This window comes from Ruegeria sp. SAZA006 (assembly GCF_059613465.1).
Genome location: NZ_JBXWSO010000004.1, coordinates 698,442 through 713,480 on the forward strand (window position 1 = coordinate 698,442; position 15,039 = coordinate 713,480).

Consider the following 15,039-nt stretch of genomic DNA (forward strand, 5'->3'; position numbering starts at 1 on the left):
TCCTGTAGCTGCGCCAAGGGGCGCGGTGTGAGTGACGTGCCGTGGGTTCAACCGAACGGCGGCCGAGGAAAAAAGAGGCATGGTGTGAAAAAGGTGCCTGTTTTGGCGTCCTTTCTCCAAGTGGTGACTAAAAGTGCGCCGTATCCGGGCAGATGCCGAAAAATTAGGCGAGTTCGGAAAGCCCGTTTTCCAGCAGCTTAAGCGCATGATCCCGCGCCGCGCGTCGGACATTGGCGCGGCCTGCGGCGCCGAACTCGACGGTTTCGGTCAGGGTGGGGCGGTCTGTGACGGCGAGGCCGAAACAGACCCGGCCCTCGGGCTTGAACTCGGACCCGCCGGGCCCCGCGATGCCGGTGATCGAGACCGCAAGCTGCGCCTGAGAATGCGCCAGCGCACCCTCGGCCATTTCGCGGGCGACCTCTTCAGAGACGGCCCCATGGGCCGCCAGGGTCTCGGCACGCACGCCCAGCATGTCCTGCTTGGCGGCGTTGGAATAGGTGACGAAGCCTCGGTCAACTACGGCGGAACTGCCGGGAATGTCGGTCATCGCGGCGGCAACCATGCCGCCCGTGCAGCTTTCGGCGGTGGCGATCATGACGTTCAGCGCCTTGGCGCGGTCGAGCAGTTCGGCGATGGTCATAGGCCCAGTACTCCATGTGCGATCCCGGCCAGGATCAGAACGCCCACGGCCGCGAACGCGCCCGCGATCACGTCGTCCAGCATCACGCCCAAGGGGTCGCCGCGCCGGTCGGCCCAGCCGACGGGGCCGGGTTTGGTGATGTCGAACAAGCGGAACAGCAAAAACGCGGCGATCCAGCCCGGCCACAGGGCGGTGATCGCGATGTCATGCGCCCAGGCTGGATAGGACACGGCCCAGATGGCGATGAACTGGCCCGCGACCTCGTCGACGACGATCTCCGAAGGGTCGTGATCGTCCTGCCCGGCGGTCATGACACCTGTGGCCCAGGTGCCGGCCACAAAGACGGCGACGGTTGCGACGGCCAGCAGCGGGAAGCCACCCAGCAGGTGCAGCGCCAAGGCCAAAGGCAGTGCGGCCAGCGAGCCCCAGGTGCCGGGGGCAGGGCGCAGGTAACCGACCCCGCCCACGGTTCCGATCAGGCGCGCCAGGGTCATGGTTTCACCAGACAGGCGGTCGCGATAGCGCCGATGCCTTCCTTGCGCCCGGTAAAGCCCAGACGCTCGGACGTGGTGGCCTTGATCGACACGCGGTCGGCGTCCAGCCCCATGATTTCGCTCATTTTCTGCCGCATCGCCGCAGCGTGCGGGCCGATCTTGGGGTATTCGCAGACCAGCGTGCAGTCGACGTTCGAGATGCGAAAGCCCATGCGCGCGGCCAGATCCACCGCATGGTGCAGAAAGATCTCGCTGGCGGCGCCTTTCCATTGCGGGTCGGAAGGGGGGAAGTGCTGGCCGATATCGCCCTGCGCCAGCGCGCCATAGATCGCGTCGGTGACGGCGTGCATGCCCACATCCGCGTCGGAATGGCCCTGCAGCCCCCGCTCATGCGGGACCTCGACGCCGCACAGGATCACGTGATCGCCCGGCCCGAACCGGTGCACATCATATCCGTTGCCCAGCCTTACATCCATGTCTGACCTCAATATGCGTTCGGCCCGGGCAAAATCCTCGGGCCGTGTGATTTTCAGATTGTCCGCGTCGCCCGGAACGATGGCCACGTCGATCCCGGCGGCGCGGGCAACCTCGACATCATCGGCGGCCCCGCCGGGATGCGCCGCATGCGCGGCGACGATGGCGTCATAGCGGAACCCCTGCGGCGTCTGCGCGGCAAACAGGCCCGCGCGATCTCGGGTGCCGGTTACCTGGTCGTTCTCTCCGGTCCACAGCGCATCGGTGACGGGCAGCCCCGGCGCCGCGGCGGCGTGGGTGTCGAGGGCCGCCAGCACGTCACCAATGACCCGCGCGCTGACACAGGGCCGAGCTACGTCATGGATCAGAACCTTGCTGACGCCGCGATCGGCCAGCGCCTGCAGCCCGTTGCGCACGGATTCGGCCCGGTCTGCGCCGCCGGGCGCAAGAATCAGGCCGCTGTCGGCGAAGTCCGCCCAAGCCTCGGGGTCATCGGGGGACAGGACCAGCACGACCAGTGGCACCTGCGCCCTGATCCGCTCGATCGTCCAGTCGGCCACACGCCGCTCGGCCAAGGGGCGCCACTGCTTGGGCTGGCCCCCTCCGGCGCGCAGGCCGCGCCCGGCGGCGACGATGATTGCGGCGGTTGTCATGTCTGAATTTCCGACCTTCGTTTGGCTTCCGTGTTTAGGCGGCGGTGAAAGCAGAGGCAATCACTCGCGGTAAGTCGATTAAAAATTAGGCACATGATGATTTTGCGGGCTTGTTGGTCGCGGATTTGTTGTTCATATGCCCCGGATTCGATATGAAAACCGCAATTGCTCAAGGATTAGGCACGTTGACGCTGCGAATTGCCGAGAAAACTTTGACCCCGCCGGTTCTGCTGGCGCCGATGGCCGGAATCACCGACCGGCCGTTTCGCGACCTCGTCATGCGGTTCGGCGCCGGGATGGTGGTCAGCGAGATGGTCGCCAGCCAGGAAATGGTGCAGGCCAAGCCCGGCGTGCGCGAACGGGCCGAGCTGTCAGCGGATGTGGAAAACACCGCCGTACAACTGGCCGGGCGCGACGCCTATTGGATGGCCGAGGCCGCACGGCAGGTTGCCGACCGGGGCGCGCGGGTGATCGACATCAACATGGGCTGCCCGGCCAAGAAGGTGACGAACGGCTATTCCGGCTCGGCCCTGTTGAAGACGCCCGCCCACGCCCTGACCTTGATCGAGGCGGTCGTGGGCGCGGTGGACGTTCCGGTGACGCTCAAGACCCGACTGGGCTGGGACGACACGCTACTGAACGCGCCGGACGTGGCGCGGCGGGCGCAGGAGGCCGGCGTCCAGATGGTGACGATCCACGGGCGCACGCGCTGTCAGTTCTACAAGGGCGAGGCGGACTGGGCCGCGATCCGCGCGGTCAAGGACGCCGTCAGCATTCCGGTCGTGGCCAATGGCGACATCACCAGCCCTGGGCGTGCGCAGGCAGCGCTGGAACAGTCGGGCGCGGATGGCGTCATGGTGGGCCGTGGCGCGCAGGGCAAACCTTGGCTGCTGGCGCAGATCGCGCACGAGTTGTGGGGGACGCCGGCGCCAGAGGTTCCCGAGGGCGACGATCTGGCCGACATGGTGCGGGCGCATTATGAAGCGATTCTGGGGTTCTATGGCGCCGATCTGGGGCTGCGTGTCGCACGCAAGCATCTGGGCTGGTACATGGACGAGGCCGGAACGCCGGCGTCGCTGCGCCGCGCTGTCCTGACCTCGCGCGATCCGGCCGAGGTTCTGCGGTTGATCGGCGACGCGTTGACGGAAAATGCCGAGGTGGCAGCATGATTTCGGATCAGGTCATCTGGGCATCGCTGCCGGTTCCCGCCTTCATCATCGACCCCGAGGATCGCATCGCCGACGTCAATTCCTCGGGTGAGGGGTTCCTTAACGCCTCACGCAAATCGGTGGTCGGGCATCCGGTCTGGGACCAGATCGCCGTGGACGCGCCGTTGGAAGAGGCGTTCACGCGCGCCCGCGAGCAGGGCACGCCGCTGTTCGTTAATGACGTGGACGTGGGCTCGGGCAATCGCGCGCCGCTGCAATGCGCGCTGCAGATAGCGCCCCTGCTGGGGCATCCAGGGTCGATGATCATGATCGTCTCGCCGCGCGAACTGGCCAGCCGCATGACCCGCGGCAACACGGTCAAATCGGCGGCGCAGTCGGCGATCGGCATGGCCGAGATGCTGGCCCATGAAATCAAGAACCCGCTGGCCGGGATCACCGGTGCCGCGCAGTTGCTGAGCATGAATATCGGCCCACAAGACCTTGAACTTACAGATCTTATCGTGGCCGAAAGCCGCCGGATCGTGAAGTTGCTTGAGCAGGTCGAGCAGTTCGGAAACCTCTCGCGGCCCGAGTTCAAGCCGGTCAACATCCACGATGTTTTGGACCGCGCGCGCCGCTCGGCGCTGCTGGGCTTTGGCGCGGACATGACCATAATCGAGGACTACGACCCGTCGCTGCCACTGGCTTATGGTGACCCGGATCAGCTGTTACAGGTGGTTCTGAACCTGCTCAAGAACGCGTCCGAGGCCGCCGGCCCCGAGGGCGGAACGATCCGCCTGCACACCTATTTCGAACATTCCTTCCGTCTGCGGCGCAGTGATGGCTCGGGCCACTCGCTACCGCTGCAGATCGAGATCATCGATGATGGCCCGGGCCTGCCCGAGGACATCCGCGGCGACATTTTCGACCCGTTCGTATCCGGCAAGGAGAACGGCACCGGCCTTGGCCTGGCGTTGGTCAGCAAGATCGTGTCCGACCACGACGGTTGGATCACGGCCGAGTCGGTTCCGGGGCGGACAGTCTTCCGGCTGTCGCTGCGCCGCGCACCGCGCGAGGCAGGGCAGGGCAAAGAATAATAAAGGAGAACACCAGATGGATGGCACGGTACTGGTTGCAGATGATGACAGAACGATCCGGACGGTTCTGACCCAGGCCCTGACGCGGGCGGGCTGCAAGGTGCATGCGACCTCGTCCCTGACGACGCTGATGCGTTGGGTCGGCGAGGGCAAGGGCGACGTGGTGATCTCGGACGTGGTCATGCCCGATGGCAACGGGCTGGAAATGCTGCCCAAGATCGCGCAGGACCGGCCGGGCCTGCCGGTGATCGTGATCTCGGCCCAGAACACGATCATGACGGCGATCCAAGCGGCCGAGGCGGATGCCTATGATTATTTGCCCAAGCCGTTCGACCTGCCGGATCTTATGAAGCGTACTGCCCGCGCTCTGGACCGCAAGCAGCGGGTTCAGATCGAACCCGCAGACACATCGGAAGACCGCCCCGACGAGCTGCCATTGGTCGGCCGGACCCCGGTGATGCAAGCCCTGTACAGGTTGGTTGCCCGGGTCATGAACACCGATCTCTCGGTCATGATTTCCGGTGAAAGTGGAACGGGCAAGTCTCTGATTGCGCGGGCAATTCACGATTTCTCAGACCGACGGACACTGCCCTTCGTGACCGCTACTGCAGCAGACCTGCGCGACTTGGAGGGTCCGGCCCGGGTCATGGCCCGAGTGCGCGGCGGTACCTTGCTGATCGACGAAATTGCAGACCTGGACGATGAAATCCAGGCCCGGATCGTGCGGATGATGGATACGCCCGGCGACCACGTTCCGCGCTTCATGGCGACCAGCCAGTCGGACCTGACCGAGGCGATGGAAAGCGGGCGGGTGCGGCAGGACCTTTACTACCGCCTCTGCGGTGCCACCATCCATGTGCCAGCCCTGCGCGAGCGGGTCGACGACATCCTGTTGCTGGCCGAGCATTTTCTGGCCCGTGAAGAACGCGAAAACGGCACAAAGCGGCGGTTGGGCCCTGACGCGATCGAACTTGTGCGCCGGTATTCCTGGCCTGGCAACGTGCGGCAACTGGAAAACGCGATCCGGCGGCTGAGCCTGACAAGCCGATCCGACGAAATCACCAAGTCCGAGGTCGAGGCCGTCTTGGGCAGCCAGCCCGAGGCCGAACCACTGCTGAGCGGGAGCGAACGAGAGAAACTGTCGTCGTCGGTTGCGCGGCATCTGCGGCGTTACTTCGACCTTCATGGAAACATGCTGCCGCCACCGGGTCTGTACCAGCGCATTCTGCGCGAGGTCGAGGCACCGTTGATCGAAATCGCTCTGGATGCGACCGGAGGAAATCAGGCAAAATGTGCCGATTTGCTGGGGATCAACCGGAACACGCTGCGCAAAAAAATCACGGATCTCGATATTCAGGTGACACGTCGACGCAAACTGATGTAATCTCGCCACACAAACCGTGGCATCCGGGCACAGTCCCGGAAAAGACCACGACATATGGCGGTACGCCGCGAAAGCGGCACATCAGGATGAGGGCAGACGGTGGTATCCCGGGCACAGAAACGGCCGGCATTATCCCTGAATCGGTGGCGTAAGTCCCGGAAACTGCGCAATTTCGGCACCTTGGGGCTGGTTGTGTTGGGGCCGGTCCTGACCCTTGCGACCTACCTTGTAATCGGGCCGTTTGACCTGGGTGCGAATGCCCCCACGCTTCGGCTGATTCTGCTGGCAGACCTTGTCTACATTCTGGTCGTGGCGGCCCTGGTTCTGGGGCAGTTGGGCAATCTTATTGCGGCGCGCCGGGCCAAATCGGCGGGCTCTCGCCTACACCTGAGGCTGATCGGTGCGTTCACGCTGTTGGCGCTGGTGCCCACGGTGACGGTTGCGATTTTTGCCGGTCTGACCGTGAATATCGGGCTTGAGGGATGGTTCTCGGACAGGGTCAGGCAGGTGGTCGGATCTTCGCTGACGGCCGCCGAGGCCTATGAACAAGAGCACGAACAGGGTCTGACGCAGGATGCCACGGTTCTTGCGCGGTTTCTTGACAATGCACGCAAGCTGGACTTCTACATCTCGGATGCCGAGCTGCGCGAGGTGCTGGCCCAGGGGCAGGCACAGATTCAGCGCGGACTGCGCGAAGCCTACGTGATTGACGGCAGTGGTGAAATCCGGGCCCGCGGAGACAGGTCTTATCTGTTCAACTACGAACCGCCGAAACCCGAGCAGTTGGAGCAGGCCCGAGAAGAGGGTCTGTTGATCATCGCGGACTGGCCCAACAACGAATTTCGCGCTCTGGTGCCGCTGCGCGCCTATCTGGACCGATACCTGTATGTCAGTCGCGCCGTAGATGGCCAGTTGTTGACCCTTTTGGATGACACCAAGGAAACCGCGCAGTTCTATCAACAGTTGGAAAACGAACGCGGCAGGGTGCTGTTCGAGTTCGGGCTGCTGTATCTGGGGTTCGCGGTAATCCTTATTTTGGCGGCCGTTTCGCTGGGCATGTGGTTCGCCGAGCGGCTCTCGCGCCCGGTTGGTCGCCTGACCACCGCCGCGCAGCGGGTAGGGGCCGGTGATCTGGACGTGCAGGTCATCGAGGAGGCCAGCGACGACGAAATCGCCATGCTGGGGCGGTACTTCAACCAGATGACCCGGCAATTGAAGGCGCAGCGGGGTACGCTGCTGGAAAACACCCGCCAGATCGAAAGCCGCCGCCGGCTGTTCGACTCGGTGCTCAGCTCGGTGACTTCTGGCGTTGTCGGGGTGGATCCGGATGGTCAGGTGACATTCGTCAACCGATCGGCCGAGCGCTTGCTGGACTGGAAGGGCCATGAGCAACAATTGGCAATCGGCATCGCCGTGCCCGAGTTCCTGCCTTTGTTCGAAGCGCTGAAAGAAGGCAACCAGGAAGCAATTCAGGACGAAATCAAGGTCACTCGCAAGGGACAGCTGGAAAACCTGCTGGTCCGGATGGCAACCCGACGCGGCGAGGACGGCAGGCTGGAAGGTTACGTGGTCGCCTTTGACGACGTGACCGATCTGGTCAGCGCCCAGCGTATGGCGGCCTGGGGGGACGTGGCCCGCCGCATCGCGCATGAGATCAAGAACCCGCTGACCCCCATTCAGCTGAGCGCCGAACGCATCCGGCGGAAGTTTGCGCGGAAGCTGGATGAAGAGGACAGCGCCAGCCTTGAATCCATGACCGACGTGATCGTTCGCCAGACCAACGATCTGCGCCGGATCGTGGACGAATTCTCGAAGTTTGCCCGTATGCCCGAGCCCGACCGGCACGAGGAAGACATCGCGGGCCTGGTGCGCGAGGCGGTTCTGCTGCAGCAGGCCGGTCAGCCAGACGTTCAGATCGACGCGGAGATCCCGGACCAGCCTGTTTCGGCCGATGTGGACGCGACGATGCTGAACCAGGCGCTCACAAATCTGATCAAGAACGCCGGCGAAGCCATCGAAACCCTGAAAAAGAAGGGTCCGCCCGACAACCTCAGCCCGCAGATAAAGGTGCGCCTGTCCACGGATGACGACGGAACACTGATTACCATCGCCGACAACGGCATCGGGCTGCCGGAAGACCGGGCGCGGCTGTTCGAGCCATATGTGACCACGCGCGACGAAGGGACTGGCCTGGGCCTGCCCATCGTCAAGAAAATCATTGAAGAACACGGCGGTTCGCTGACCCTTGAGGATGCGCCCGTGTTCGACGGACAGGACCATTTTGGCGCAATGGCCGTGATCCGGTTGCCGAAGGCCAACACGGCCCCGGTCGCAGCGCCGCAGAAGCAGGCAATTAAAACCAAAACACTGAAAGCAGGCCAAAGATGAGTGACATTCTGATCGTAGATGACGAGCGCGATATTCGCGAACTGGTGTCCGACATTCTGGAGGACGAAGGATATTCCACCCGGCTGGCCGGCAACTCGGACGAGTGCATGGCCGCGATCAACGCAGAACCACCCGGGCTGCTGATCCTGGATATTTGGCTCAAGGACAGCCGCATGGATGGAATCGACATTCTGAAGGCGGTCAAACGCGACAATCCGGATGTTCCGGTGGTGATCATATCGGGGCACGGAAATATCGAAATCGCCGTCGCGGCGATCAAGCAGGGGGCATATGATTTCATCGAGAAGCCCTTCAACATCGACCAGTTGATGGTGGTAATCCGCCGCGCGATGGAAACTTCGCGCCTTCGTCGCGAGAATGCCTCGCTCAAGCGCAAGGAAGTCAGCAATTCCGACATGATCGGTAAGTCGGCTGCGTTCCGCGCGATGCTCAGCCAGTTGGACAAGGTGACCAAATCCAACGGTCGGGTCATGCTGCGTGGTCCTGCTGGATCGGGCAAGGAAATCGCCGCGCGCTACATTCATGCGCACTCGAACCGGGCGAACGCGCCCTTTGTCACGGTCAACTGCGCAGGGGTCGAGCCCGAACGCATGGAAGAAGTGCTGTTCGGCCGTGAATCCGCCGAGCGTGGCGTTGAGTCCGGTCTGCTCGAACAGGCCCATGGCGGTGTGGTCTATTTCGACGAGGTTGCCGACATGCCGTTGGGCACGCAGTCCAAGATCCTGCGCGTCCTCGTCGATCAGCAGTTTCAGCGGGTGGGTGGCTCGGACAACGTCCGTGTCGATCTGCGTGTGATCTCTTCCACAAACCGCGACCTTGAAACCGAGATTGCCGCGGACCGGTTCCGCGAAGAGCTGTATCACCGCCTCAACGTCGTCCCGATCGCGGTGCCGTCTTTGGAAGAACGGCGCGAGGATATACCTGTCCTGGCCAAGCATTTCATCGAGATGTGCAACGAAACCCAGGGCCTCCCTGTGCGCGAGTTGTCGGAAGAGGCCGTGGCCCTGCTGCAGACCATGAGTTGGCCCGGCAACGTGCGCCAGTTGAAGAACCTGGTCGAGCGGGTTTTGATCCTTGGTGATGGCACCGGACCGATCGAAGCGCGGGAATTGCCGAATGAAGAGGAAAAGGCCGACGATTCCGGCCGGGTCGTGCTGTCGGGCGCTCTGGCAACGCTGCCACTGCGCGAGGCGCGCGAAGCGTTCGAGCGTGAGTATCTGCTGACCCAGATCAATCGCTTTGGCGGCAATATCAGCCGCACGGCCAGTTTCGTTGGAATGGAACGCAGCGCCTTGCACCGCAAGCTGAAATCGCTGGGTGTGGTGACGTCGAACAAGTCAGGCGCGCGGGTGGCGCAACTGGACGAGCCTGAACCGGCGGAATAGGAGCCGGCCATACCGGCAGGACAACGGGAGGTGCCCGGCCATGACGCTATCGATGATCCAGCGGGGATTTCCCGCCTTTGGTCGTCGTCTCAAACGGCTTCGGCGGGCCACTGGGATGAAGCAGGCGGCGCTTGCACATGTGATGCGGGTCGATCAGGCCACGGTTTCGCGCTGGGAAAACGGGGTCCAGACCCCAAGCCCTGAACAACAGGCCGCGGTTTTCGCGGCGCTTTCGGATCACCGCGCCGACGATGCAGCACTGAAGCGGCTTGTCGGCAGTTCGCATGCCTGTCTGCATCTGGTGGACGAGGCGAGCCATGTTTGTCTGGCCTATTCACCCAGCCGCGCACGGGATTGGTCAGCCAGCCAGCACTCGTTGTTGGGGGTGTCGCTGTGGCAGTTTGCCACCGACGAGATCCGCCAGGCCGAAATGGAGTTGACGGACGAGGGTTGGTGGGACCTGCAGGCGCCAAATCCCAAGGCTTTCATCACTTCCCAGGTTGTGCACGACCAGATCACCATCAGCGCAGGCCAAATCGTATGGGAGCGGCTGTATCTGGCCGATGGAACCCCAGTGCGCCTGGTCAGCGGCACGCGCGTACGCGCCGCATAATATATGCGTTCACCTTGCCTGGGGGCGAGGGTAGAACGCGGGTGTGACTCAATCTTTTCGCATATTCCTGCAGGTGATCCTGTTGTGGCTGGCCGGACTGGGCGCGGCCACGCAGTTCGCCAAGATCGCCGTCGCCTTTGACGCGGTCGGTGCATTGTATCCAGGCTATGGGGATGCGATCGGCTGGTTGTTGTCGATCATCAGTTTGATGGGCGCCGTGCTGGGGGCCATGTCAGGCGCCATTACCGCGCAGTTCGGACCGGTCCGCCTGCTGGTGTTCGGTTTGCTACTGGGCGGCGTTGTATCGGTGTTCCAGTCCACTATACCCGGCTTTCACGTGATGCTGGGCAGCCGGATCATCGAGGGCGTTTCGCATCTGGCGATCGTGGTTGCCGCTCCGACGCTGATCGCACAGATCACACGCGGAGCCGCGCGCAATGCCGCCATGGTTTTGTGGAGTTCTTTCTTTGGAGTTGCTTTTGCGCTGAACGCTTGGTTCGGCCTGCCGATGATCCAGCGTTTTGGATTGGCGGATTACTTCATGGGCCACGGTTTCCTGATGGCGCTGATTGCAGGACTGGTCGCCCTGTTTCCGCCAAAGGTTCCGCCCATCGCGACGGAACGGCAGGGGTGGGGGCTGGGGTCCATCCTGCAGGCGCATCTTGAAACTTACCGCTCGCCCCGCATGGCAGCACCGGCGATCGGATGGTTCTTCTACACTCTGACCTTCGTGTCGTTGCTGGCGATCCTGCCCGGCCGTATGCCCGAGGATCAGTCGGTTCTTGTAGCCAGTCTGATGCCGCTGGCGGGTATCGTGCTGTCGTGGGTCGCGGTGCCCGTGCTCTTGACGTTCGTGTCTGCGGTCACGGTTGTAAATCTTGGTTTTGCGGCCGGGATGGTTGCCTTGGCTCTGCTGTTTTTCGGAGCGCCTCTGCCCGTTGTCGGCATTGCGCTGTTTGCGGTGTTGGGCCTGGTGCAGGGCGGCAGTTTCGCGGCGGTTCCGCAACTGAATGGCTCGGCCCGAGATCAGGCGCTGAGCTATGGGGCGATGGCGCAGATGGGAAATGCGGGCAACCTGCTGGGCACACCTGTTCTGCTTGCAATCCTTTGGCGTGCCGGAGAAGGCTCGATGTTCGTGGCCGTACTTGTATTCTATGCAGCCGCCATCGCAGCACATCTGTTCCTGTCACTCCGCCGGCGACCGTCACCCGGCGATCTGGGCTGAGTTCAGTCGGTCAGCCCGGCAACCCCGGGGTGATGATCTGGAATGACCCGTCGTCGAATTTGACGAAACAAGAGGCCGTGCCCAATGGCGGCAGGACGGTTGTTCGGGTCGGTGGAACGCCCGATTTGACCGATTGTTTGCAGGGCGGCAGGCTGATGGGGCGGTATCCCTTCTTGGCCATGCACTGCGCCTCGACCGTGTTTCGCAGTCCCTGATTCACATCCACGGTGTAGACGCGGCCCGGCTCCCACCAACCTCCGGTGCGGTAGCATCGCCCGCGCCCGTCGCAATAGGTGCGGCCCGGCCAATAGGTGGGCGGGCTTTGGCGCACCTGGTTTGCAACCGGTGCATCCTTCAGCGCCTGCACTTGGCATTCGGTCGTTTCGGCCTGCATCCGCGAGACGCTTTCGCCTTCGCGATAATACATAGACAACGGCCCGCATCCGGCCAGCAGGGCAAGGGGAACAAGCAATCGAAGCACTGTTTTCATTCGCTTATCTTGCATCACACAGGCCGTCATGACAATTCGATTGACCGCTCTGTGGGCATCTGTCATTCAAAACGCTCAGGCAGAAAGGCCAAAGGCATGAAGGTCATCATTTGTGGCGCCGGCCAGGTGGGCTGGCAGATTGCTCGGCACCTTTCGGGCGAATTGAATGACGTCACCGTTGTGGACAACAACCCTGACCTGGTACGCCGGGCGACCGAGACGCTGGACGTTCAGGGCATCGCCGGCTTTGCCAGCTATCCCGACGTGCTCGAGCGGGCCGGAGCCCGTGACGCCGACATGATCATCGCCGCGACCCATTCGGACGAAGTGAACATGGTCACCTGCCAGATGGCGCACTCGGTGTTCTCGATCCAGCGCAAAATCGCGCGGTTGCGGTCGAAATCCTACCTCGAAGCGATCCATCGCGACCTGTACCGCCGCGACCATCTTCCGATCGACGTGGTGATCAGCCCCGAACGTGAAGTGGCCGCCGCAGCCATGCGCCGCCTGTCGGCGCCTGCGGCTTTTGACACGGAACTGTTCATGGATGGCAAGGCGCAGCTTCTGGGCATTCGGATCGCCGAGGATTGCCCGATCGTCAACACGCCCTTGCGCCAGCTGACAGACCTGTTTTCAACGCTCAGCGCCATCGTGGTGGGGATTCGTCGCGACGGAACACTGTTCGCGCCGGAATCCGAGGACCAATTGTTCGTCGGTGACGAATGCTATGTCTTTACCAGCGTCCAAGACGTTGATCGTACGATGGAAGTATTCGGTAAATCACAGAAAAAACAGGATCGCGTGGTCATCGTGGGCGGCGGGAACGTCGGCCTCGAAGTCGCCCGGACGCTGGAAGAGCGCGAGGGACGCATCCGTGCAAAGGTTATCGAACGTGACCGGCGCTGTGCGGAACTGGCCGCCGAGTCGCTGGAGCGTACGATCGTTCTGAACGGCGACGGTCTGGATTCCGCGCTGTTGAGCGAAGCGGGGATCGAGCGCGCGGACGCGATGCTGGCCGTCACCGATGACGATCGGACCAACATGCTGGCTGCGGTCCGAGCCAAGGCCGAAGGTTGCCCGCTGGCGATTGCGTTGATCAACGACCCCAGCATGGTGGCCCTGATGGGGCCGTTGGGGATTGATGCCTATATTAATCCGCGGGCCACGACCGTCAGTTCGATCCTTCGCCATATCCGGCATGGCCGGGTGCGACAGGTCTATTCGATCGGCGATGCCGAGGCCGAAGTGATCGAGGCCGAAGTGCTGTCCACCTCGCCAATGGCCGGGCAGAAACTGCGCGACATCGACTTTCCCGAAGGCGTCCTGGTCGGCGCGGTGCGCAAGGGCGACGAGGTCCTGCGGCCCACTGGCAGTCTGCGGATTGACGAAAAGGACGTGGTTGCGATTTTCGCAATGGCCAATGATGTACCCGAGGTCGAACGCCTGATGCAGGTTTCGATCGACTTTTTCTGATGGCTGTCGCCCGCGCACCCAAAACCAGCGTTATTCGGCGGCTACCGCTGTTTCTGTTGATCTCGGCGGTTGTGTCCCTGGCGATGTGGATCCCGGCGATCTACGCCCTTGCCTTGGATGACCATCCAACGTCGCGGTCGTTCTTTTATTCGGGTTTGGTTGGGCTGTTCCTGGTCACGATCGTAGGTCTGGCGACGGCCAGCCGGCAACCGCGGCGTGGGACCTTGGGACAGTTGGCTGTCCTGCTGGGCTCGCTGACGGTATTGCCGCTGTTTCTGGCCGTTCCGGTCCATGACGCGTTGGGGAACACGACCTTTCTGAACGCCTATTTTGACATGGTCAGCGCCATCACCACCACCGGAGCGGATCTGTTTCCCGACCCCGAGCGCCTGTCGGCACCGGTTCACCTGTGGCGGGCACTCGTCGGCTGGATGGGTGGGTTGCTGATGTGGATCTCGGCGGCTGCGATCCTGGCGCCTTTGTCCTTGGGCGGGTTCGAGATTACCGCGCGCGGACAGCCGGGCCGCCCGGTTTCCGGCGTAGCCCAGAGCGAAAAGGTTGACCCGCGGGGGCGACTGCTCCGTGTGACGGCGACATTGACCCCGGTTTACGCCAGTCTCACAGCGGTAATCTGGGTCTTGCTGTTGATCGCCGGAGAAAAGGGCCTGACGGCCATCTGCCACGCAATGTCGGTGATGGCCACGTCCGGCATATCGCCAGTGGGCGGGTTGGAAGGATCCACCGCCGGGATCACCGGCGAGGCCATCCTGTTTCTGTTCCTGTTCTTTGCCTTGTCCCGCCTGACGTTCTCGAAGGACACCGCGACAACCGGCTATTCCCGACTGGACCACGATCCGGAATTCCGGATCGGCCTGATGATCGTCGTCGGCGTGGCGGCTCTGCTGGTTTTCCGGGTGCTGGCCGGGGTTGCCGAGATCGGCGGGCAAGTGACCGGCCTGCAAACGCTGAACGTCATCTGGGGCATGTTGTTCACGGTAATGTCGTTCCTGACGACGGCCGGGTTCGAAAGCGCTTATTGGAACGACGCGCAACAGTTGTCCGGTCTGGGAACACCGGGGCTAGTGTTGATGGGGCTTGCGCTTATCGGGGGCGGGGTCGCTACCACCGCCGGCGGGGTCAAGCTGTTGCGGGTCTATGCGCTTTACCTGAATGGCGCGCGTGAACTGGACAGGCTGATCCACCCGTCATCGGTCAGCGGGGCGGGCGGTGGCAACCGCCGCATCCAAAGCCAGGGTGCCTTTATCGCGTGGGTCTTTCTGATGATGTTCGCGCTGACGCTTGCGTTGCTTGATGTCGTTCTCGCTGCCGAGGGGGTTGGGTTTGAACGCGCCATGGTGCTGAGCGTCGCGGTGCTGAGCACGACCGGTCCGTTGATCGAACTGGCCACCGATCTGCCGATCCGTCTGATCGATCTGTCGGCCGGAGCCAAGCTGACCATGTGCGCCGGCATGGTGATCGGCCGGCTGGAGACTCTGGCGATCATCGCGTTGATCACGCCGGCCCTGTGGCGGGATTGAACCGCCAATTCGGGCC

13 protein-coding genes are annotated in these 15,039 nt (G+C 62.9%); 9 read left to right on the forward strand and 4 right to left on the reverse strand.

From position 1 onward, the window contains the following. Window positions 1-163: 163 nt before the first annotated feature. Genes AC2FNZ_RS06215 through AC2FNZ_RS06225 form a run of 3 tightly spaced genes read right to left on the reverse strand, consistent with a single transcriptional unit; the run spans window position 164 to window position 2,261 of the window. On the reverse strand, window positions 164-640 hold the full coding sequence (locus AC2FNZ_RS06215) for a CinA family protein (RefSeq protein WP_496832896.1): 477 nt from the start codon (window positions 638-640) through the stop codon (window positions 164-166). Beyond that, window positions 637-1,134: a phosphatidylglycerophosphatase A family protein gene (locus tag AC2FNZ_RS06220; protein WP_496832897.1), complete on the reverse strand. Its 498-nt coding sequence runs from the start codon at window positions 1,132-1,134 to the stop codon at window positions 637-639. Before AC2FNZ_RS06220 ends, AC2FNZ_RS06215 begins: the two co-directional genes overlap by 4 nt. After that, complete coding sequence (locus AC2FNZ_RS06225) at window positions 1,131-2,261, reverse strand: bifunctional 2-C-methyl-D-erythritol 4-phosphate cytidylyltransferase/2-C-methyl-D-erythritol 2,4-cyclodiphosphate synthase (RefSeq protein WP_496839881.1); 1,131 nt, start codon at window positions 2,259-2,261, stop codon at window positions 1,131-1,133. The genes AC2FNZ_RS06220 and AC2FNZ_RS06225 overlap by 4 nt, the downstream gene beginning before the upstream one ends. A 152-nt stretch (window positions 2,262-2,413) precedes the next feature. On the opposite strand from AC2FNZ_RS06225, the gene dusB reads away from it, so the two are divergent. The 7 genes from dusB (at window position 2,414) to AC2FNZ_RS06260 (ending at window position 11,522) form a co-directional block, all read left to right on the forward strand. Further along, window positions 2,414-3,430, forward strand: a complete 1,017-nt coding sequence (dusB, locus tag AC2FNZ_RS06230) for a tRNA dihydrouridine synthase DusB (RefSeq protein WP_496839882.1) — start codon at window positions 2,414-2,416, stop codon at window positions 3,428-3,430. Next, window positions 3,427-4,506 (forward strand): two-component system sensor histidine kinase NtrB, encoded by a 1,080-nt coding sequence (locus AC2FNZ_RS06235; RefSeq protein ID WP_170595314.1) that lies wholly within the window; start codon window positions 3,427-3,429, stop codon window positions 4,504-4,506. Before dusB ends, AC2FNZ_RS06235 begins: the two co-directional genes overlap by 4 nt. Window positions 4,507-4,522: 16 nt before the next feature. Beyond that, complete coding sequence (locus tag AC2FNZ_RS06240) at window positions 4,523-5,890, forward strand: response regulator (protein ID WP_170338872.1); 1,368 nt, start codon at window positions 4,523-4,525, stop codon at window positions 5,888-5,890. A gap of 99 nt (window positions 5,891-5,989) precedes the next feature. After that, window positions 5,990-8,278, forward strand: coding sequence for a sensor histidine kinase NtrY-like (locus tag AC2FNZ_RS06245; protein WP_496839883.1), 2,289 nt, complete (start codon window positions 5,990-5,992; stop codon window positions 8,276-8,278). Then, entirely contained in the window at window positions 8,275-9,684 is a 1,410-nt protein-coding gene (ntrX, locus tag AC2FNZ_RS06250; protein WP_170338876.1) for a nitrogen assimilation response regulator NtrX, read from the forward strand. The genes AC2FNZ_RS06245 and ntrX overlap by 4 nt, the downstream gene beginning before the upstream one ends. A gap of 40 nt (window positions 9,685-9,724) precedes the next feature. Then, the gene (locus AC2FNZ_RS06255; protein ID WP_496839884.1) at window positions 9,725-10,297 is read left to right on the forward strand and encodes a helix-turn-helix domain-containing protein; all 573 of its coding nucleotides are present in this window, start codon (window positions 9,725-9,727) and stop codon (window positions 10,295-10,297) included. A gap of 43 nt (window positions 10,298-10,340) precedes the next feature. After that, window positions 10,341-11,522, forward strand: coding sequence for an MFS transporter (locus AC2FNZ_RS06260; RefSeq protein ID WP_496839885.1), 1,182 nt, complete (start codon window positions 10,341-10,343; stop codon window positions 11,520-11,522). 10 nt (window positions 11,523-11,532) lie between these two features. Here AC2FNZ_RS06260 and AC2FNZ_RS06265 read toward each other — a convergent pair whose 3' ends face one another. After that, window positions 11,533-12,012, reverse strand: a complete 480-nt coding sequence (locus AC2FNZ_RS06265) for a hypothetical protein (protein WP_093962235.1) — start codon at window positions 12,010-12,012, stop codon at window positions 11,533-11,535. 96 nt (window positions 12,013-12,108) lie between these two features. On the opposite strand from AC2FNZ_RS06265, the gene trkA reads away from it, so the two are divergent. Together trkA and AC2FNZ_RS06275 are read left to right on the forward strand one after the other, a co-directional pair. Next, the gene (trkA, locus tag AC2FNZ_RS06270; RefSeq protein WP_093962234.1) at window positions 12,109-13,485 is read left to right on the forward strand and encodes a Trk system potassium transporter TrkA; all 1,377 of its coding nucleotides are present in this window, start codon (window positions 12,109-12,111) and stop codon (window positions 13,483-13,485) included. Continuing rightward, the gene (locus tag AC2FNZ_RS06275) at window positions 13,485-15,023 is read left to right on the forward strand and encodes a TrkH family potassium uptake protein (protein ID WP_496839887.1); all 1,539 of its coding nucleotides are present in this window, start codon (window positions 13,485-13,487) and stop codon (window positions 15,021-15,023) included. Before trkA ends, AC2FNZ_RS06275 begins: the two co-directional genes overlap by 1 nt. Window positions 15,024-15,039 lie beyond the last annotated feature (16 nt).

Excerpts from the sequence above, each read along its gene's own strand:
- AC2FNZ_RS06220 (WP_496832897.1), bottom strand. The coding sequence starts at position 1,134 with ATGACCCTGGCGCGCCTGATCGGAACCGTGGGCGGGGTCGGTTACCTG.
- ntrX (WP_170338876.1), top strand. The coding sequence starts at position 8,275 with ATGAGTGACATTCTGATCGTAGATGACGAGCGCGATATTCGCGAACTG.
- AC2FNZ_RS06255 (WP_496839884.1), top strand. The coding sequence starts at position 9,725 with ATGACGCTATCGATGATCCAGCGGGGATTTCCCGCCTTTGGTCGTCGT.
- AC2FNZ_RS06225 (WP_496839881.1), bottom strand. The coding sequence starts at position 2,261 with ATGACAACCGCCGCAATCATCGTCGCCGCCGGGCGCGGCCTGCGCGCC.
- AC2FNZ_RS06275 (WP_496839887.1), top strand. The coding sequence starts at position 13,485 with ATGGCTGTCGCCCGCGCACCCAAAACCAGCGTTATTCGGCGGCTACCG.
- AC2FNZ_RS06215 (WP_496832896.1), bottom strand. The coding sequence starts at position 640 with ATGACCATCGCCGAACTGCTCGACCGCGCCAAGGCGCTGAACGTCATG.
- AC2FNZ_RS06235 (WP_170595314.1), top strand. The coding sequence starts at position 3,427 with ATGATTTCGGATCAGGTCATCTGGGCATCGCTGCCGGTTCCCGCCTTC.
- dusB (WP_496839882.1), top strand. The coding sequence starts at position 2,414 with ATGAAAACCGCAATTGCTCAAGGATTAGGCACGTTGACGCTGCGAATT.
- AC2FNZ_RS06265 (WP_093962235.1), bottom strand. The coding sequence starts at position 12,012 with ATGAAAACAGTGCTTCGATTGCTTGTTCCCCTTGCCCTGCTGGCCGGA.
- trkA (WP_093962234.1), top strand. The coding sequence starts at position 12,109 with ATGAAGGTCATCATTTGTGGCGCCGGCCAGGTGGGCTGGCAGATTGCT.
- AC2FNZ_RS06240 (WP_170338872.1), top strand. The coding sequence starts at position 4,523 with ATGGATGGCACGGTACTGGTTGCAGATGATGACAGAACGATCCGGACG.